The following is a 19021-nucleotide window of genomic DNA, read 5'->3' as shown; positions in this document are numbered from 1 at the left end:
TATCATCACTGCGGAAATTGGAATTTAGCGGAGTGGCAGACAGTAGTTGAAGTTAAATTAAAGTTGCATCTCAATTTCATTGTTCTATAAAAAAGGGATGGTTCTGAAATTTATTGACCTATTTAAAATCCAGGGGAGCAGGGCATAACAACACTTTACTGCAAAGTATAGTAACTAACTTGGATTAATGTGGGCTTTGATGAGAGATTTTTAAAAACAGTCTGTTTTTATAGGAAGAAAATCGGTGAAGAATTTCATTTCGATCCCAGTCTTAGAATCTAAATCCTAAAGACTGAGATCAAAAATTTAACGGGAACTTAGTTCCAGTTGTTTGTCTTTGGTTTTGCGATGTTTACTTTCATTTCGCGGTTAAGAATGTTTTTTCCATTCAAATCGCTAATTGCTTTGTCTGCATCACCACGTTCTTTCATTTCGATAAAACCGAAACCTTTAGAATTACCAGAGTACTGGTCCATAATGATTTTTGCAGAAGTTACTGCGCCGTGTGCGGAAAAAAGTTCGTTTAACTTTCCTTCCGTCATTTCATAAGAAAGGTTACCTACGTATATGTTTACTGACATGTGATGTCCTCAAAATTTTATTTTTGATTCTTCAGTATTGAAAATTTAAATACAACTAACCCATACGGGAGATCGGGTAAAAACTCAACGAAAATGCAGGGGAAAACTTAAGAAAGAGATCAGAATGCAAGAAAGTGGGGACTACTCTAGTGGTTAAATGAACGATAATGCTTTGAATCAAGTACCATTAATATATATCTAGAATACTTTGGCAAGGATATTTTTAAAAAATATCGATTAACGAATGTTTTTTGTGAATTTAATGTGCGTTTGGCACTATTAATTTGGGCCAATGCTTTGTTCGTTTTCCATAGGCAAAAGGGTTTGGTTGTTTTACAGGGTGCAAACCCTTTCGGTTTGGTGTCTGTTCGCACAGACTTTTTCCCAAGTTTTTTGAATTCCGGTGCCTATCGTAGTCGATCCATATTGAATTTATAATTCTGTTACATCGATTTATAAAATTAGCAAGGTAATTGTATTCTGTTATTTGGTTTGCCATAGGAGAGTTTTTTCTGGTGAAATAGATTTATAAAGTCTGTTACGTGATCATTTCATTCTATTTTACGAATGTTTCAGTGAAAAACAAAATGACAAAATAGGGAGTTCATTCGTTATGAAAATTAGTAAAAATATACTAAGTTTTTTGTCTGAATTAAAATTAAATAACAACAGAAACTGGTTTCTCGAAAACAAAGATAGGTTTACCGAAATTCAAAGTGAATTGGTATCACTTACTGGATATTTGTTATCTGAAATAGAAAAGTTTGATAAGACTGTACAAGGTGTAGATCCTAAGTCTTGTATTTTTAGAATTTATAAAGATGTTCGTTTCTCAAAAGACAAAAGTCCTTATAAAACTCACTTCGGAATTTTTATTAGAGGTGGGGGTAAAAAAATCGAAGGCACTGGCTATTATCTGCACATAGAACCAAATGATTCCTTAATTGGAGGTGGTTGTTACCAACCGGATCCAAAATCATTATTTAAAATAAGAGAAAGAATGATTTCTGATTCTAAAACTTTTCAAAAAATTTTGAACGATCGTAAGTTTGTCCAGGATTTTGGAACAGAGTTTTATGCTGAAAAATTAAAAACGGCACCAAAAGGTTTTGCTAAGGACCATCCTGTGATCGAACTTTTAAAATACAAAGGATTCGCCGTTGCCAAAAAAATAAAAAATTCCAATTTAACTTCCAATGACTTTGCAAAAGAAACTGTAAAATCATTTCGGAACTTATATCCTTTGAATCAATTTTTGGAAGAGGCGATGGGTAAAAAATAAAGACAAAATTTAATTTATTGATTACCCATTGATTAACCGATCGAATTTCTTTTTTTAGTTTTTCTCTAGTTTCTCGTTCTCTTATTTGTTTGCTTTGTGTAAGAGAAGGTATAAAACAAAGATGATCACAAGAATGGAATCAAATACTAAAGCCACTCCTGATTTTGCGAAGTAGGCACTTCCGTAAATCAAATTGAGGATCACAAACGTACTTTTGCTAATCGAAGCAACTACGAGAACTAAATTGCGATTTGGTTCGTTATAGGCGCCATAAACAAGCATTCCTCCGACAAGGGCAATTAAGGCCCCCCAATTTCGAACAATGATATTGGACAAATCACCACTAATAGTGTCACCAAAGGTTAACATAAGTCCTAAACTAGGATGTAAGGCGGAAAGGATCATGGAACAAGTAATGATTCCTGAAACGAGCATAATCCATTTTATATGGGAAAAGATAAAATTCATTTTAAATACCTCGGAGGTAAATGAAACAGAAATCTATGGAAATGCTAGAGTTTTATTTCTTTAATTTCCTCTTTTTGTATTCAAATAAGCGCACCGAGATAATTGCTTTTGCAATCAAAGACGATTTTGTTCTTTTTTAAAGGACAGTAAAACATCGTAAAGGTGACGTTTTACTGTCAGTTTTTAATTACAGTCCCTTGGTGCAACGAGCTCGAAAAGAAATCGTATTTGTAGGAGGAGTAACCGCACCAGCGATTTTGTCTACGGCACAATTTTTTACCTGGATGTCATAGATCGTTGCTGTGTTTTCGATGATCTTTGTTTCGCAAGTACTGATTGGATCATAGCCACCGCCTCCAGGCATATCAATGTTAAATATAAAGGTCGGTCCTAGTGGGGTAAGGAAAACATTTGTATTTGCCGTAAAATCAACTTTATGTAGAAAGAAAAGAGGTAACGTTTGGTCATTCCCTGGAACCATAATATTATCATTTCCATTCACGTTCAAATCGCCACGACAAACACCAAGTGCTTTGGTAAACTTTGTATCTCCGACTGTAATCTCTACCGTATTGATTGCTGGTTGGGGTAAATTTCCGTCTGTATTTGAGAGGTTTAATAAAATAGCAGTGTATAAATCGTTAGACTCACTTTTATTTTTACCATAACCGTCGCCAGCACAGTGCAACAATGACAACAGAAGCAAACAGATTAGAATCGATAAATACTGATTCCTTATTTTATTTTCTTTTATTAAAGGTTTTAACAATGGATTCTCCTTCTGATGGATTGAATCCAATCAGATTGATTAAGTTATACTTACCTTAGCTTGAATAAAAAGAATTGTCGTCCTGGGACGGGAATTCGGAGAAATAAATTGTTTACTGGTCGGAAATGGTTAATAAACACTAACGTCTGTCATTTGATACCCTACGATTTTGAAATTCCAGTAGCAAAAATGATGAATCCTTTGTAGGTTCTTTGGTGACATTTTTTCTTCTCTTTTTTTCATTTACTTTGTGATTCGTAGTTTGATTCTTTATCGAAAGATCGGAAACTCTTGAATAAGTGTATTTCTGAATTTATATCCATGAAACAATTTTTAATTTGGGAAGATTTTGCTACCTATCGGGGTGATGGATTTTCAACCAGCCGACACAGTCATTTCTTTATCCAAATCAGTCTGCCAGATTCCGGTAGAGTTGAATTGCGAACGTTAGATGGTGTTTGGAAAGTTTATAATGCAGTTTGTATTCCTTCTGGTGTGAGTCACGAGATGAGATCTACGGAAGGTAATCTGACTTTACTTTATCTGGATCCACTGACAACAGGATATGAACTTTTTCATGAGAAAAGTTTGGCCGCAAATCATTCTCCTTTCGAAGTGGGAGATGTATTTACCGAATTTGTGAAACAAACGATTAAGGAAGTTTTAAACTCATCAAATACTAAGATCCGCAAACAAATTCTAGACATGATTAATAAAAATTTTCTTCACACTACGAAGCGAAAATTGGATGCACGTATTCAAAAAAGTATTAGAGATGTTGCACTAGAGGATTTTTCACTCACCCACCTAGCAAAAGAAGCCTCTTTATCTGTGGAACGGTTCCGCCATCTTTTTCGGCAGGAAACAGGTGTTCCCTTTTCTGCGTATCGACTTTGGCTCAAAACAAAAAAGGCAGTCGATTATTTGGCAAATCATTCTCACTTATTGGATGCTGCCTATGAGGGTGGGTTTGCGGATCAATCACACTTCACTCGTATTTTCCGCCGTTCCTTTGGAATCGGCCCTTCTGATTTTACAAAAAAGAAAGAACCTTTCCGAGCCATTTTCTTTTCGAAGTAGCCGCTGCGTTCAAGACCATGATTCAAAATCTGGTATGCTTAGCGTATTGGAGAAAGAATCAATGAGTTTTAAAGTCACAGCAAAAAATCTAGCAGAATTGTTTTACGATAGTGCTAAAAGGTTTGGGGATAAGCCCGCTTTTGGAACAAGGAACAAAGAAAAACAATTCTCTACGATCAGCTTTCGTGATGTATATGAAACGGGAGTTGCCCTGGCGACTGGCTTAATTGATCTAGGTTTGAAGGCACATGATCATGTAGCAGTTCTCTCCGAGAATCGAAAAGAATGGATCATCAGCAATTATGGAATATTACTTTGCGGTGCTGCAGATGTTCCTCGAGGAACTGACGTAACAGATGGCGATATTTTATACATCCTTCCACATTCGGATTCAAAAATGGTTTTTGTCGAAAACGAAAGTGTTCTTCAAAGGATTGAGAAAAATATTTTCGGATTAAAAGATATAACACATATTATTCTCATGGATAGCGACCCTAATGTTAATGTCCTAAATGGAAAAGGCAATAGGAATGGGAAGATTCAATTTGATTCCTATCCAAAAATTATGAGTATGAATGATCTTATCGCAAAAGGTATAGGTTTGCGAAGGTTAGGTGACAAAAGGGTCGAAGATAGGGTTGCCGCAATTCAACCGGAAGACTTATTTACAATCATTTATACATCTGGAACAACAGGAGAACCCAAAGGAGTTATGTTAACTCACGGAAACATGATTTCACAGTTACGAAATATTCCGATTGAGATTGGCCCAAAAGATCGATTCCTTTCCATTCTGCCTGTGTGGCATAGTTTCGAAAGAGTTTTTCAAATGGGAACCATCGCTATGGGGGCCGCACAATATTATACTAATGTAAGAAATATTCGAGAAGACTTAATGATTGTGAAACCTACCTTTATGGCATCAGCACCAAGACTTTGGGAGAGCATCTATCAAGGGATACAATCTAAGATTCAAACAGCTTCTTTGATAAGACAGGTATTTTTCAAATTAGCGTTTGGATCTGCGCTGAAGATACAAAGGTCGATCCATTTTTTGAAAGGGAATCGATTGGATCTTGATGGTAGGAATTTTTTTGAATCCTTCGCACTATCTATCTTATCTTTACTTTCAATCACTGTATTCTTTATTCCTTATCTTTTTCTTGATCTAATTGTATTAAGAAAACTAAGACAGGTTACCGGTGGAAAATTACGGGGTTCCGTGTCTGGTGGGGGGTCGTTACCCTTTCATATCGATGAATTTTTTAATACAATCAGGATTCCTGTGTTCGAGGGATATGGATTGACAGAAACCTCTCCAGGACTTGCTTTCCGCACGCCAAAACGTTTTGTTGTTGGTAGCGTAGGGCAGATGTTTCCTGAAACTGAAATTTTGCTGAAAGATATAGAATCAGGCGAAGTATTATACCCTCCCAAGAGAGGACTCAAAGGTGAAGTGTATGTACGTGGGCCTCAGATCATGAAAGGTTATTATAAACGACCTGAAGTCACCGCTAGAGTTCTATCAGCCGATGGTTGGTTTAACACTGGAGATCTGGGAATCATGACCTACAACGATACACTAAAAATTGTTGGTAGAACCAAAGAAACTATTGTCCTACTCAATGGAGAAAATATCGAACCTGTGCCGATAGAAAACAGACTCATACAATCACCATGGATTGATCATGTAATGGTTGTAGGTCAAGATCAGAAATATTTAGGTGCTTTGATTTTGCCTTCGCTCGAAAAGTTTACAGAATATGGATCTACTTACAAAGAGTTGGCAGCAAAAAGAGCCGTCCAGGAGAGAATCGAACAGGAAGTAAAGAAAATGATTCGTACAGAGAATGGATTCAAAAGTTTCGAAAGGATTGTTGAGGTAAGACTCATTCCCAAAACTTTTGAAGTTGGCGACGAATTATCGGCAAAACTTTCCATTAAAAGACATGTTATTACGGCAAAATATGAAACACTAATTAAATCGATGTATGAAACCAAAAATCAAACACGGATTTACGCAGAACGATAAACAAAGATTATGCGAACCTGCAGATGTGAAGAAGGAGACTTAGGGAAAATCGACTTCTTCACAAATCGGCATCAAAACTATTGTCTAATTTGATTTAGTTTGCAATAAAAATAGACTCAGCCTCGTTTTGGGATCCACCACCTGGAAAGAGGCAAGTGCTTTCTGCATAAGCAGTGCCAAATCCATTCTGGTAATAATTACGCGTAGTAAGACCATTATCTGATGGATAAGTACAGCGACCAGTACGAGCGAAGCCAGCTTGGATGACAGCATCCATAAGAACAGCACAGTGATTTGTCGTAGCTGGGCCTACCCCCATTGTATCATAACAAAGAGAAGGTGGAGTATAAAGTGTGGCCGAAGTACTTGCAACAACGCCACTATTGGCCACTTGTAAATTATAGGTGCCACCAAATCCACTGATATGTTGTACCATTATGTAAACAGTACCTGCATTCAACGCCACCCTGTTGAACTCTGCCCCATTCCTTCTTTTTGTTGCGAAAGGAGTAGGAGTTCCATTCAAACTCGTAAAATAAGATATATCTAAATCGGATAAGGCATGTCCAAAAGTATTGAAGACATGGGTTGCGGTCGTCGCGGTGATTTGAAAAAAATTCTTATTATCTCTACTATCAATGGGTCTATAAATTCCATTGGGTTCATTGACATTCCAACTTACGAGAGGTCGATATCGAACCTTTGTATTATAAACAACCGCTCCATCTTTTTCTAGAGCAAAATCAACTGCTGTATTTTCGTTAATCCCGGGTATGACTGGCATTGTAAATTGGATCGTATCGGAGGCTACTGCGGAAACTCCAGTAGCGGCTACTCCACCGACTTTTATAGTGATACCTGAAGTTTTGCCGACAAGTTCCGCATTCTGAAGTTGGTTTTGTGAGCCGGGATAACCCCATTCAAAAACAACCTCATTAGGCGCGAGGAGGAGCATACCAAGGAGGAATGTCTCAGTATCCGAAGATTCTTTCTTTTTGCAGCCTAACAGGCACAGAAGAATAGTTATGATAAGGATAGGTTTCATAGCATAGACGAAGTTATATGGTATCGTAAAATAGTAAATACGAAAATTCTGATTTATGAATATTCTTTATTTCATGAAAAAATAAGCGGAATGTAATTTCTGTAAGCACAAAGCTAATAAAAAAAATTAGGGATATGGCGAAAATGTCGGGAAGGGAATTGATTCTCTTTGCCCGTTTTTTCGTAATCAACGGAGATCCAATATCCATAGGCCCAAAGAGGGTCGGAGGATATTTCGGAGAAAGGAATCGGCGCTAAACAATTGGTCTGCTTCTGGATTGCGACATTTTTTTGGCATCATCACTGCGAAATTCGAGGGATCCGTTTCCAATCTACGGGAATCTCTGATGGAGATTTTAGATTTGGTGATTTCGCTAAAATTTGGAGAATGTTTTAGAAATAATTTCTAAAACAGCCAGAACGTTTTTTAGGCTGTTTTCAAACGTTTCTAACGGTATTTCTCATTTTTTTTGGAGTCCGGAGGTAGAATCTGATTGTAGAAAAGCTTTAAAATTCAATCGTTCTATTAATTCACCTAACTCTCGGTCATAATAGCAGAAACAATATATGTTCAAAAATAAAATAATGGAAATGTCACAGTTGAAACGTTCTTTGGTTTCTACTTTTTTCGGGTTACTGATTTCCTGCGGTGGTGGAGGTGGCGGAGATTCTTCGGCTCTACTGATGCTTCTTGCTGCAGGTGCTGCTGCTGGTGCAGGTGCAGGGGATTCTGGAACCGAACCTTGTATGATTAGTACACAAAGAACAATTGCGGCAAGCAATGGTCCAGTTGCAAACTATTACGGAACGGGGAAGTCGCTTTATTATTCTAATGTACAGTCTTTTTCTGTGGGTCCTTCAAACCCAAATGCGATATTCTATATAGAACAGAGTCATAGTTTTACCGGTGCCGATTTTCGGCCTGTTCATTATTATTTTTATAATAGTGGCGGTACATCTTTTAGTAACAGGGAAGGAATCCTGGCAGGTCAACACGCAACATCAATGTTTGGTTATGGCTCTAATCCTTTCTATTACCTTGCGGGTGGGGCCCCTTATGTCAGTGTTTCTTTAGCAGGGAATTGGTATCTTGATTTAAATGGTCCCGTGGGAACAAACTTTCAGCTCAAACAAACCATCGGTTGTAAACCTTTGACAGATGAGGAAAGGTTCTTTTCTGCGAATGTTGGCGGAAGTGCAACTAACGGACTTACTCGTACCTGGGCAAAAACAAAAAAAATCAATGTAAACATTATCTTTCTAAACAATTCTTATCAAACGAAAACTTTGGAAGCAATTAAACCTGCACTCGATCGTTTTAAAGCATTGTATATACAAAACACAGTGAATGTTGAACTAGTATTTTCAGTTAAAACTTCATCTGACGTTGAATTTAATGCTATCTCCGATGTGTCTTCGGAAGATACTTCTCTCACGGGAGGACTGCTTCGATTGTATACAACGACCGCCTCCTTACAAGATCCGAAGGCATTGAACATCTATATTGCCAGCGAGGCAACTGGTGAAGGTGGTTTACTAGGAATCGCAGGTGGGATTCCTGGACTTCCGGGATTTACTGGTACAAAAGCCTCCGCAATGACTGTATTCATCGAGCCTCATCGTACTTCTGGTGGTGCAGGGAGTTTACTTTCAAACTCGGACCTAACATTTGTTGGAAATACAATGGCCCATGAAGCAGGGCATTTTCTGGGACTTTTCCATACTTCAGAGAGTACTGGATCGACAAGTACCTCTGGTTTGAATTATACCCAGGATCCACTGATTGAAACTCCCTATTGTGGTAATGCTCGAGTAAATTTTTTGGTCAGCGATGGTTACATTGCACCTCTAGAATGTGTAGGGACAGGAACCATCGACGCAGGTGGTTATAATATGATGTTTTGGGCAAGTGATGGGGTTACGAATCAAAATCAGATTACAGGAGAGCAGGGTTGGATCATTCGAAGAAATCCCTTAGCGTATTAAAATAATGATAAGATTAGTTTTTATAATTTTACTTTCTTTGTTTAGTTTCGTTTTACCAGTGTTTGCTGAAGGTTTAGACCAAGGAAAACTGGATCAACTAATTGCAAGTTTATCTCTTAGTAGGCATCCAGGCGACGTTGATTTCAAAAAGTTAGCCACTGCTGTGGACCCCAATCCAGTTCCTTATCTAAAAGAGATTATTGAAAATAGCCCCGTACGCGTATATGTAAAAGTAAACGCGGTGAAAGCTCTTTCTGAATTTGAGTCACCAGAAGCAAAATCCAGTTTGGAAAATAATTTGTCTAACTCGAATCAGCACAGATTGGTAAGACAGTCTGCGATTAAATCGTATGTTAGTAAATACTATGAAAGTGATCCAAATGCAATTTCAGTAAAAGTGAAATCTCTCATAAAAGAGCGAGAGTTCTTAGATTATGCTGAAAAGTCGATGGATTCCTCGAAAATGAAGCAGTCATTCAATAAAAATTCTAAGGATGCTATTAAAAAAATGCAAATTTCTGAAGAACAAAAGAACTCCCGAAAATTGCAAAAAGACTGAACCTTTATTCTTCGCTTCAAGAATTTCCATAGAGGATTTAACCTTTAACAACAAGCACCGGGTGTTACATCGCTAGATGTTGACACCACTGGGTTTGGGCCGCAATCGAAGAGCCCAAAATGTTTTGATTTATCCCCAACAATTTTGAAATGGTCTTTATAGTGAGTTGTTGAGACCATATCCGCCGTATTCCCGCAAACTAACATTGGTTTGCCTGTTACAAAAACATGGTGATCATCTAACGTAAAAGAATGTGGGAAGCCGTCTATTGTTCCTTTATAATAAGCAACTTGACCGTAGTCTTCGCAGCGATCTTCTAAGGGGATTTTGAATGCTCTGAATGTAATGGAATAGAAATTTATATTCCCCACTTTTTTCTCAATCTCAGGGTTTAGTAAATTAATTTTGGACTGTGATACAACACGATAATCGTTTACACCCAATTGTAAGAGTAATCTTCTGAAATCTTCTGTATATAAGGCACCGCCCAAACATTCCCCAAGTAAAACAGGATCTTCTTTTAATTCTTCTGGAATTCTTTGGTCAGAGAAAACATCTGAAAAATATAATTCACCACCTGGTTTTAAAACCCTAAATATTTCCGAGAACACAAGTTTTTTGTTTGGTGATAAGTTTGTGACACAATTGGATACAACTAGATCAATAGAATTATCCTCAATACCACAAGGCTTTAAGTTTTCGATATAACCTTCTCGAAAAGAAACATTGGATTTTTGGTAACCAAATTCACTGCGATGGTATTCAAGATAGGTTACGGCCACATCCAACTGCTCCTTTGTCATATCAATTCCTATGACAGATCCCGATTCACCAACTAGTTGAGATAATAGATAAACATCTCTGCCCGACCCGCAACCTAAATCTAATATCGATCTTCCGGATAATGCAGGTGGGAAGGGAGAGCCGCATCCATAAAATTTATCTTTTACAATAGGATGAATTTTTGTAATAAAAGGTAAATAGGCCGGAGGTAGTGATTCGATGCTACAACAAGCGGTTGTCTTTAAATCTTTATTTGTTTGGAGGACCTTTCCATAATAATTTTGTACGGCTTCTAATGTCTCTAATTCTATGTTTGTGGGCATTTTCTGGTTCCAACCAAAGTTATGAAGGTAATATAAGGTTTATATTTTTTTTTAATCTTATTGTTGTAAATAGATTCATTTTATAAAGATTTCAGCAATTGTTGAAAATAATCGTTTCTTCGATCATTTTATTGGGAGAAAAGTTGATGATTTAAATTTAGGCTGGATGAACCAAATTTTGATCACAAAATTTCAAAAAATCATCGAAGTTCATAGGTTTTGCGATGAAGTAACCTTGTCCTAAGTCGCAATATGTGAGTAGGTCGTAACAACTTCTGAGAGAAGTCGATTAATCGATGTTGGTTGGAGAGATAGTTCCCGTTTTCCTTCTTCTATTTTTGACCAAATTCGGGTTGATTTTGGGTCATCTTTTTTCAAAGTGATGACAGAAAAGATAAAAAAGAAAGAACATCATTGAATTTTAATATTGGCAATCATAAAAATATAACTGTCGTGAAGTGGTACTTAGAATATCCTTGGCATCTTACACAACTCACCAAGGATATTTGAAATTTAAATCTATGTATCCATTATTTAAATAATAGAATTACACCACCTATATCATCTGTAGTGGATCTTATTTTTTCTAATAACTTTGATAGATTTTCCCCTTCCGAGAAGGTTGCCTTTACACTTGAGTCCATTGCTTGTGCAACATCGGAAATTAATTTTTGCGAGTTATTTTGATCTGCAATGTTTTCTTTGATCTCAGCTAACATTCGTGAAAGTTGCTCTGATTCAAATATAAGTTTCTCTTTGATTTCAATTTGATTTGTAGCAGAATCTGAGATGAAATCAATTTTTTCAAAAATTTGTTTCACTTCGCCAATAATCTCTTTATAGAGTTGATTGGTCTCATTGATTTTTTGGCGGTTGAGAGTCACTTCTTCTTTATTACGTTTAACATTGTTGTCAATTTCTTTGATACTTTTCGAGGTTTCCGTTGCAAGTTTTGAAACTTCCTGCGCAACAACAGCAAAACCACTTCCATATTCCCCGGCTCTTGCTGCTTCTATGGATGCATTTAGAGCGAGTAAGTTGACTCGTTCAGAAATTTCTTTTATGACGATCACCATCCCTTCGATTTTTCCTGAACTGATTGCAATGTTTTCAATCACCTTTCCCATTTCTTCCATTGCTTTATTGCCTTTTTGGATTTTGTCTGAGATACCGAAGGTCAATCTTTTGGAAAGGTTACTGTTTTTTTCTGACTCATTGATATGCTCTGAAAGTATTTTGATACTGTCAGAAACTCGAATGAGTGTTGCATAGTTATTCGTAGATGCATTTTCAATATTTGTCATGTTGTCCGTCATTTTACGAACAGTTAAATCTAAATTTTGAGAGTAATCTTTTTGCCTGATTAAACTTGAATGAAATGAGTCGTCTGCTATTTTTGCATTATCAACTGATGCTGATAAACCAGCTGTAGCATCTTTTAACAGTGTGATGATGTCTTGAAAAATATGCAATAATTCAAATAATGAAAGTAAGATTGAATCTACTTTGTTGCTTTTTTTTAGTTTTGATTTAACTGAAGATTCAACACTCAAATTACCTTTGATCGCATTCGTAAGAGTATTTTTAATTACTGAAAACTGTTGGTTATATTTTTTCAGTTGCATCATCACTAAGAAGATTGCAAAGAGAGAAGCCAGAAGTCCTATCGATTGTAGGATCATCAGAATCCAACTTGGACCAGAGTTTCCAAGTAGAGGATAAAGTAAGGTTACAACCTGAGTTGTAACCACCAAAATCGATAAGACTATGTATTGAGTTGGTTTGTTGAATTTCATCAATGGAATCTAAACTGACTCCAACCATTTGAATCCTTCTTCAGGAGTTTCGAAGATTTTAACTTCGATACCGTTGGAAGCAAAAAAATCGACGAGGTTCTTTTCAGACATAGCAGAAAGGGCTGACTGTGGTTGTACTAGTGCCCATTTTTTCCAACCGGCCTTAATGGCTCGCGGAGTCCAATCGTTGTTCAGCCATTCTACATCTTCTGCTGTGTGTGTGCCCATATTTCGATTGTCGGACAACCATTTGACCGCTTTGTTATTGATTAGGGCCTCAACACCTTTGTCTAAACTGTCCTTTAAATTGGCGCCAGTGTTTTTCCCTGTTTGCGTAAGAACAACGATCTTTTTATCTTCCAGGTACTCAGTAACTGCCGTAGGGCATTGAAATATAATCATTAGATTTTATCCTTCTTGTTGAAGTGATTCATATTTTTAAGAGACGAAAATTGCAAGGGAAATCTAGATCATCAGTCTCATTTTTTTATTTTGGTAACCTATGGCTGGATTAGTGAATCAATAGGTAAATAACTCAATATGTATTTTTACTAAATACATATTGAACTCTATTAGATTTTAGAATTTTTTATAGTTTCTCAAAGATTGAAATATTGAATCATTTTTGGTAATAGGATTTTTGTATTTACCATATGGTCTTGTTTTGGGAATCCTTGCAGTTCGGAACCTTGAATTGTTTGATTGAGTAAACTTGAAACTATTCTCAATTCTTTTGGACTTTCTTCACCATAAGCTACACAAATGGGGACTTTAATCTTTGCTAACCTTTCCGTTGGAACTGGATTTTCCGTGAGAGTAATGTCATACAATAGTGTTGGGGCCAGTTGCACAGTTCTTTTCCAACCAGGAGTTAGCGGTAAAAAGAATGTAAAAATTCTTGGCATACCAATCGAAACTAAAAATTCTCGAATCGCATTAGAGTTTTTTCCACTATCGAGTAATGATTTGATTCTCTCTTTTGTCAGCTGATATTCTTGGTATTCCTTTTCGTTTGAAACATATGGTGGATCATAAATATAAACTTTTTTTACTTTATTCGGAATCACTAAAGTCGCTTCCAAAGCTAATATGGCACCGGAGGAGTGACCGTATATATATGCCGATCCTCCAGCAGAATCTATCAGTGCTTCTATATCTTCTATTTCCGATTGGATTGAATATGTTTCTGCATCGCCACTATCACCTCTACCGCGTCTGTCATAATTGTAAACGGTGAACGCCTTACTTAATATCTTTACATCATCGATGATGGGCTGGAATTTTCTATGGCAGATAGCTCCAGAAATAAAGATAAGTGGTGGTCCAGAACCTATCTTTTCGTAGGCGATGGCCGTTCCGTCTCTTGATATCACTTTTGAAAATGGATCGTTTTCATTAGATGCCGTGTTACAAGCAGCGCTGGTAACAGCAATGGTTACACTCGTGAGTGTCGCTAGTAAGTTTCTGATTTCTTCTCTCATAATTTCTTTCCTCTCTTTTAGAAAAGTTTGACTTAAGCTGGCAGTCAAAAAATATAGTACTAGACCGTCCAGTACTATATTGACAACAATTGATTGCCTGGAAAAGATCTGTCAAGTTTTTTTAGTGAATGAGGTCGGATGAATGAACCAATATGATGAGAAACACCAATTGATCTTAAGTGCAGCTACTCAGGTTTTTCTCCGGAAGGGTTATCTTGGTACCAATATGGAAGAGATAGCAACAGAAGCAGCTGTATCCAAACAAACAGTTTATAAACATTTTACGAGTAAAGAGGCGTTATTTATAGAAATTATTACCAATCTTACGACTAGAAAAACTGAGGATTCATATAATCGATTACCTTTGGTTGATGGGGTAAGGGATGTAAGAAAATTCTTAGTTGATTACGCTCTAGGAGAACTCTCGACTTTGCTTACACCAGAAGTCATTCAGTTGAGAAGACTTGTCATCGGAGAAGCCGAGCGGTTCCCTGATTTGGCAGCCGTTTATTTTAAAAATGGCCCGCAGGTTGCTTTTGATAAACTTTCTGAACTATTCGCTTTTTTTTGTAAACGCGGCTTACTTCAAATTGTTGATATTAAAAAGGCCGCTGAAGATTTTAATTGGATGATTTTATCAGCTTATTTAAACAAAGCCATGTTTTTAGGAAACCCTAGTCTACCAAATTCGAAAGAAATTCGTAAACATGCAGAACATAGTGTATCAATTTTTTTAAAATTCTATGAAAAAGTCGGGAAGTAACTATACTAAGGAAATACTTGTGATTAAGGTGATTCAATTTTTATGACAGAAAAGCGATATTGGAGAAATTCCGAGCCCTACCATTTAGTGGAAGTTTCTTTAGAAGATAATTTTTTAATATTCAAAGATTGGTTTGATTCTGGAAAAGATCCCAATCGTTACGATTGGACATTCGAAGATTTTTTAAACGGAGTTGGTAAATCGGATATCATTTATCATTTAGGGGAACATGATTATTTAGAAATTTTGGATGCGGTTAAATCTGGAACGAAATAGAGTAATTATATACCAGATGGATCCCTTTGACATTATAAAAAAATGATATTCATTTGTTAGATGATGATCACGCAAATAAAAATCATTGGATTCATTTTTGCTTTTGAATTAGTTTAGTCGTTTGCCTAACATTTGCTACTGTAAGATTTTTTATTGGCGTAATGGAGAATCGAAAGGCAAAACAAAAATTTATTATTTCTTGGTAATGGATAGCGTTTGCTCTAGTGGGGGAGGACAACAGACTGCAACTACTTCTTCCATCCTTTCTAAAATCAATTGGAACCTTTTGATTGCTCCGCTCGGATCTAAATAATAAAATACATGTTTGCCTTGTTTTTCCCTAACTAAAATCCCAACGTCTTCTAAAATACTGAGATGTCTTGAGATCACGGAGCGATCCAGAGAGAGACCATGGGAAAGTGCTGATATATCAGCCTTCCCCAGCCGGATTACCTGTTTCAATACTTGAATTCGGCTGGGTTCTGCTAATGCAGATAAAAATTTCGAATCTAATACATAGTCCAAGGCATCAATGGCCGATTCCCTTTTCTTTTCGGAATTAGGCCGAACTTTAGTTACCATTCTCCCTACCATTTGATTGGAAATTTTAGCAGTCCAGTCTTTTTCCTTTTTTATTCTTGACTATCCTTTGGTCTAATAACATGTGTGCATAAGTGCATATATATGCACGCGATGGAGGATTTATGGATATTTCTAATATTGTGTTAGTACTTTTGGTCAGTTTTTCCCTTTTGGCTTTTTTTGACGGTATTGTCTTACATCTTTGGAAGTATCAATTGTATCGATATTCAGATACCATTTATGAACATATATTACATTCCCTTCGTGCAACTTTGTTTCCAATGCTGCTGCTAGGCTTATTTTTATATGATCTACAAGGTCCTTTGTTTCTCGGTGTGATTTTTTTGACCTTTGTCGATTTAGTGATTCAGGGGTTTGATATGTGGGAAGAATATAAAGCAAGAAAGCGATTTGGGGGATTGAGTTCCTTAGAATATATCTTACATGTTGTTTTATCCTCTCTTCACACTTCGATGATCCTTCTTTATATCATTTCGAAACCAGAGCAAGCTTGGAATTTCGCTGGCTCCACATTTTTTGCAGCGTCACCAAACGAGTATTTAGTTGCTTTAAACCTATTGCCGGGAGCTGTGATTGTGGCTTTGCTTCATTGGATTCTTGCCCTTCCCGCATTTCGAAAAACGGAAATTTCTTTTTCGACTAGAGAAGAAAAAATATAACGAGAGTTTATCGGTATGCAATCGTATTAGAATGATTCTATGTATAAATCCCTAGTTTATCTTTATCTAGAAACATTCAATCTTTTTGTCTAAACTATGTTCAGTAAAAAAACTAAAGATAGTAGAAATAGAGAAACTCGCGCTTGCTTTTTTATTTGCCTATATACTAATAGGGGTATAGGTATATAAGCAATGAAAGTAGTCATCTTAGGTGCAGGGATTTCTGGGCATACAGCAGCAACCCTGCTGAAAAAATACTTGGGGAATAAACATGAGGTGGTGGTGATCTCGCCAAATGCCAATTGGAATTGGATTCCCTCCAATATTTGGGTAGGTGTTGGTGCGATGGTCACTCACGATGTAACCTTTGGGTTAAAACCTATTTACGATAAAATGAAAATTCAATTCATCCAAGCTAAGGCAACTGTTTTGTATCCTGAAGGGAATGCGGAATCAAAAGGAGCATTTGTAGAGTATGAATCAACTGCACCAGATTCCAAAGGCCAAATAGGCTACATCACTTATGATTATTGCATCAACGCCACTGGACCTAAACTTAATTTTTCTGCTACACCGGGACTTGGTCCAGAGGAAGGAAATACGGTCTCCGTTTGTACATATGCTCATGCAGAAGAAGCCAATCATCAATTACAAGATTTGATCCAAAGGATGAAGGCGGGAGAAAAACTAAACTTTGTGTTTGGAACAGGGCATGGTATGTGTACATGCCAGGGTGCTGCATTTGAATATCTTTTTAATGTAGATCATGAATTACGAAAAGCAGGAGTAAGGGATCAAGCAAAAATTCTTTGGTTATCCAATGAATACGAGTTAGGCGATTTTGGAATGGGAGGGATGCATTTAGAACAGGGTGGTTATGTAACCAGTAGTAAAATATTCGCCGAATCTTTGTTCACCGAAAGAGGGATCCAATGGAAAACTAGGGCACATGTAACCAAGATTGAAAAAAATAAAATTCATTATACAACACTCGATGGTGAAAATGGCTTTATAAATTTTGATTTTTCTATGTTAATCCCTCCCTTTAGCGGAGTGGGGTTGAAGGCATTTGGAAAAATTGGAGAGGATATCACCACGACATTGTTTGCTGCCAACGGAATGATGAAGGTAGATGCGAACTATGAAATAAAAACCTATGAAAAATGGGATGCCAAGGATTGGCCAAATACTTACCAGTCTCCGTTTTATTCTAACCTTTTTGGAGTGGGAATTGCATTTGCTCCGCCTCATCCTATTTCGAAAGTAATGAAAAATAATGAAGGAATCCAAATTTCACCAACTCCTCCAAGAACCGGTATGCCTTCAGCCATTATGGGAAAAGTGGTGGCACAAAATATTGCACACCAAATAAAAACCAAATCGAAAGAATTAAAACACAAGGCTTCTATGGCGGCGATGGGTGCTGCATGTATTGCTTCTGCGGGTAATGGAATTTTTTCAGGAACTGCAGTTTCTATGACAGTGTATCCGATTGTCCCGGACTTCAAACAATATCCGAAATGGGGAAGGTCTCTTACTTATACTACAGGGGAGATTGGGCTTGCTGGCCATTGGATTAAGATGATTTTGCATTATATGTTTATGTATAAAGCAAAATGTAAGTTCGGTTGGTGGTTGATTCCGGAATGATAGGAGTGATTTATGAAAACAAACGACTCAGTAGAATTGATATTATTAGAAAAAGAGGAACTAAATTCCTCTTATAAGCCGGGCGACTTTGCAGCAGTACCAAATGTAAAAACAATATTTTTTCGAACTTTTTTGCCTTGGCAATTAATTCGATTTATATGGATTAATATACGAATGGTGGTGATGATTCTTAAATCTCATCACTGAAATGATTGGTTCCCATTTGATTGGATATTAGTTTCTATTCGTCCTTATCATCTTCCATAAAATCATATGTAGTTGTCCCAAGTAGAAAATCTGAAAATTCAGTGAAGTTAAAACCTGCACGAACACCCAAATACAGTCCGAGAGAAACTTCGACACTTGCAGGATGGTTGCAATGTTTTTTTCCGGAACTAGATTTTTTATCTGTAAAAAAGACTAACATCAATACGTTGGATGCGTCATAAGATTTTTTTCGACTTCTTTTTAAGTCAGGGTAAACGGGTCTATGTTGATTGGAATTAATAATGAGAAATGAATTTCCCATTTGATTTGTTGGGGAGCGGTCACCAGTTTTTCCCATAATTCCAATGTCATCTACACCACCAGCCTTGTAAAAACCATATTGACCATTTCGAATACCAATTCCTTTTGCATCTTGGTTTAATTGTAAACCTCCTCCCAAACACCAAAGCCAAATACCAGCTCCGTAATGATTTGTTTCTACACCTAAGGTAAACGAATCGGCGAGATCCAAACCTCTGTTGGAAAGATAGTTTTCTGTTGATTGGCAAGAAAGTAGGTTTATAAAACAGAATATAATGATTAAGAATTGAGTATGTAACATTTGTTTGTTATAATCATTCTGGATGGCTGGAAAAATCCAGTCCAATATTATTTTTAT

The 19021-nt window shown here is 36.7% G+C and carries 21 protein-coding genes; 10 read left to right on the top strand and 11 right to left on the bottom strand.

From position 1 onward, the window contains the following. Window positions 1-317: 317 nt before the first annotated feature. A complete protein-coding gene (locus JWG40_RS13500; RefSeq protein ID WP_039938281.1) occupies window positions 318-581 on the bottom strand; it encodes an RNA recognition motif domain-containing protein in 264 nt (87 codons plus the stop codon). Window positions 582-1194: 613 nt separating this feature from the next. On the opposite strand from JWG40_RS13500, the gene JWG40_RS13495 reads away from it, so the two are divergent. Further along, window positions 1195-1863, top strand: a complete 669-nt coding sequence (locus tag JWG40_RS13495; protein WP_205286318.1) for a DUF2461 domain-containing protein — start codon at window positions 1195-1197, stop codon at window positions 1861-1863. Between the two features lie 81 nt (window positions 1864-1944). Here the strand turns inward: JWG40_RS13495 and JWG40_RS13490 are convergent, their stop codons facing one another. Beyond that, complete coding sequence (locus tag JWG40_RS13490; RefSeq protein ID WP_205286317.1) at window positions 1945-2331, bottom strand: hypothetical protein; 387 nt, start codon at window positions 2329-2331, stop codon at window positions 1945-1947. Window positions 2332-2518: 187 nt separating this feature from the next. Beyond that, window positions 2519-3100 carry a hypothetical protein gene (locus tag JWG40_RS13485; protein WP_205286316.1) on the bottom strand — a complete coding sequence of 194 codons (582 nt, stop codon included), beginning with the start codon at window positions 3098-3100 and terminating at the stop codon, window positions 2519-2521. Window positions 3101-3421: 321 nt separating this feature from the next. Here JWG40_RS13485 and JWG40_RS13480 point away from each other — a divergent pair, with 321 nt between their 5' ends. Continuing rightward, window positions 3422-4180, top strand: a complete 759-nt coding sequence (locus JWG40_RS13480) for an AraC family transcriptional regulator (RefSeq protein WP_205286315.1) — start codon at window positions 3422-3424, stop codon at window positions 4178-4180. A gap of 61 nt (window positions 4181-4241) precedes the next feature. Continuing rightward, window positions 4242-6212 carry an AMP-dependent synthetase/ligase gene (locus JWG40_RS13475; RefSeq protein WP_205286314.1) on the top strand — a complete coding sequence of 657 codons (1971 nt, stop codon included), beginning with the start codon at window positions 4242-4244 and terminating at the stop codon, window positions 6210-6212. A 94-nt stretch (window positions 6213-6306) separates the two neighbouring features. On the opposite strand, the gene JWG40_RS13470 is transcribed toward JWG40_RS13475, so the two are convergent. Next, complete coding sequence (locus tag JWG40_RS13470) at window positions 6307-7167, bottom strand: hypothetical protein (RefSeq protein ID WP_232369371.1); 861 nt, start codon at window positions 7165-7167, stop codon at window positions 6307-6309. A 656-nt stretch (window positions 7168-7823) separates the two neighbouring features. Here JWG40_RS13470 and JWG40_RS13465 point away from each other — a divergent pair. Next, entirely contained in the window at window positions 7824-9242 is a 1419-nt protein-coding gene (locus JWG40_RS13465; RefSeq protein ID WP_205286312.1) for a hypothetical protein, read from the top strand. Window positions 9243-9300: 58 nt separating this feature from the next. Continuing rightward, window positions 9301-9801, top strand: a complete 501-nt coding sequence (locus tag JWG40_RS13460; protein ID WP_205286311.1) for a HEAT repeat domain-containing protein — start codon at window positions 9301-9303, stop codon at window positions 9799-9801. 44 nt (window positions 9802-9845) lie between these two features. Here JWG40_RS13460 and JWG40_RS13455 read toward each other — a convergent pair whose 3' ends face one another. The 5 genes from JWG40_RS13455 to JWG40_RS13440 form a co-directional block, all read right to left on the bottom strand. Then, entirely contained in the window at window positions 9846-10907 is a 1062-nt protein-coding gene (locus tag JWG40_RS13455; protein ID WP_205286310.1) for a methyltransferase domain-containing protein, read from the bottom strand. Window positions 10908-11437: 530 nt separating this feature from the next. Continuing rightward, on the bottom strand, window positions 11438-12535 hold the full coding sequence (locus JWG40_RS13450; RefSeq protein WP_232369369.1) for a methyl-accepting chemotaxis protein: 1098 nt from the start codon (window positions 12533-12535) through the stop codon (window positions 11438-11440). Beyond that, window positions 12513-12731, bottom strand: a complete 219-nt coding sequence (locus JWG40_RS19940) for a hypothetical protein (protein ID WP_232369368.1) — start codon at window positions 12729-12731, stop codon at window positions 12513-12515. The genes JWG40_RS13450 and JWG40_RS19940 overlap by 23 nt, the downstream gene beginning before the upstream one ends. Further along, window positions 12713-13105, bottom strand: coding sequence for an STAS/SEC14 domain-containing protein (locus tag JWG40_RS13445; protein ID WP_205286308.1), 393 nt, complete (start codon window positions 13103-13105; stop codon window positions 12713-12715). The genes JWG40_RS19940 and JWG40_RS13445 overlap by 19 nt, the downstream gene beginning before the upstream one ends. Window positions 13106-13302: 197 nt before the next feature. Further along, window positions 13303-14184 (bottom strand): alpha/beta fold hydrolase, encoded by an 882-nt coding sequence (locus JWG40_RS13440; RefSeq protein ID WP_205286307.1) that lies wholly within the window; start codon window positions 14182-14184, stop codon window positions 13303-13305. A gap of 142 nt (window positions 14185-14326) precedes the next feature. Between JWG40_RS13440 and JWG40_RS13435 the strand changes: the two genes are divergently transcribed. Both JWG40_RS13435 and JWG40_RS13430 read left to right on the top strand, forming a co-directional pair. Then, window positions 14327-14947, top strand: a complete 621-nt coding sequence (locus JWG40_RS13435; RefSeq protein ID WP_205286306.1) for a TetR/AcrR family transcriptional regulator — start codon at window positions 14327-14329, stop codon at window positions 14945-14947. Window positions 14948-14989: 42 nt separating this feature from the next. Next, window positions 14990-15223, top strand: coding sequence for a hypothetical protein (locus JWG40_RS13430; protein WP_205286305.1), 234 nt, complete (start codon window positions 14990-14992; stop codon window positions 15221-15223). Window positions 15224-15415: 192 nt separating this feature from the next. Here JWG40_RS13430 and JWG40_RS13425 read toward each other — a convergent pair whose 3' ends face one another. Next, window positions 15416-15805 (bottom strand): ArsR/SmtB family transcription factor, encoded by a 390-nt coding sequence (locus tag JWG40_RS13425; protein WP_205286304.1) that lies wholly within the window; start codon window positions 15803-15805, stop codon window positions 15416-15418. Between the two features lie 122 nt (window positions 15806-15927). Between JWG40_RS13425 and JWG40_RS13420 the strand changes: the two genes are divergently transcribed. From JWG40_RS13420 to JWG40_RS13410, 3 genes are all read left to right on the top strand, one after another. Continuing rightward, on the top strand, window positions 15928-16485 hold the full coding sequence (locus JWG40_RS13420; protein WP_205286303.1) for a hypothetical protein: 558 nt from the start codon (window positions 15928-15930) through the stop codon (window positions 16483-16485). A 192-nt stretch (window positions 16486-16677) separates the two neighbouring features. Next, the gene (locus JWG40_RS13415) at window positions 16678-18135 is read left to right on the top strand and encodes an NAD(P)/FAD-dependent oxidoreductase (protein WP_205286302.1); all 1458 of its coding nucleotides are present in this window, start codon (window positions 16678-16680) and stop codon (window positions 18133-18135) included. 12 nt (window positions 18136-18147) lie between these two features. Then, window positions 18148-18342 carry a hypothetical protein gene (locus JWG40_RS13410; protein WP_205286301.1) on the top strand — a complete coding sequence of 65 codons (195 nt, stop codon included), beginning with the start codon at window positions 18148-18150 and terminating at the stop codon, window positions 18340-18342. A 34-nt stretch (window positions 18343-18376) separates the two neighbouring features. On the opposite strand, the gene JWG40_RS13405 is transcribed toward JWG40_RS13410, so the two are convergent. Continuing rightward, window positions 18377-19009, bottom strand: coding sequence for a hypothetical protein (locus JWG40_RS13405; RefSeq protein WP_205286300.1), 633 nt, complete (start codon window positions 19007-19009; stop codon window positions 18377-18379). Window positions 19010-19021: the final 12 nt, after the last annotated feature.

The sequence above is a fragment of the Leptospira abararensis genome (assembly GCF_016918735.1).
GTDB lineage: Bacteria > Spirochaetota > Leptospiria > Leptospirales > Leptospiraceae > Leptospira_A > Leptospira_A abararensis.
This window is presented reverse-complemented; position numbering and strand designations above follow the sequence as displayed.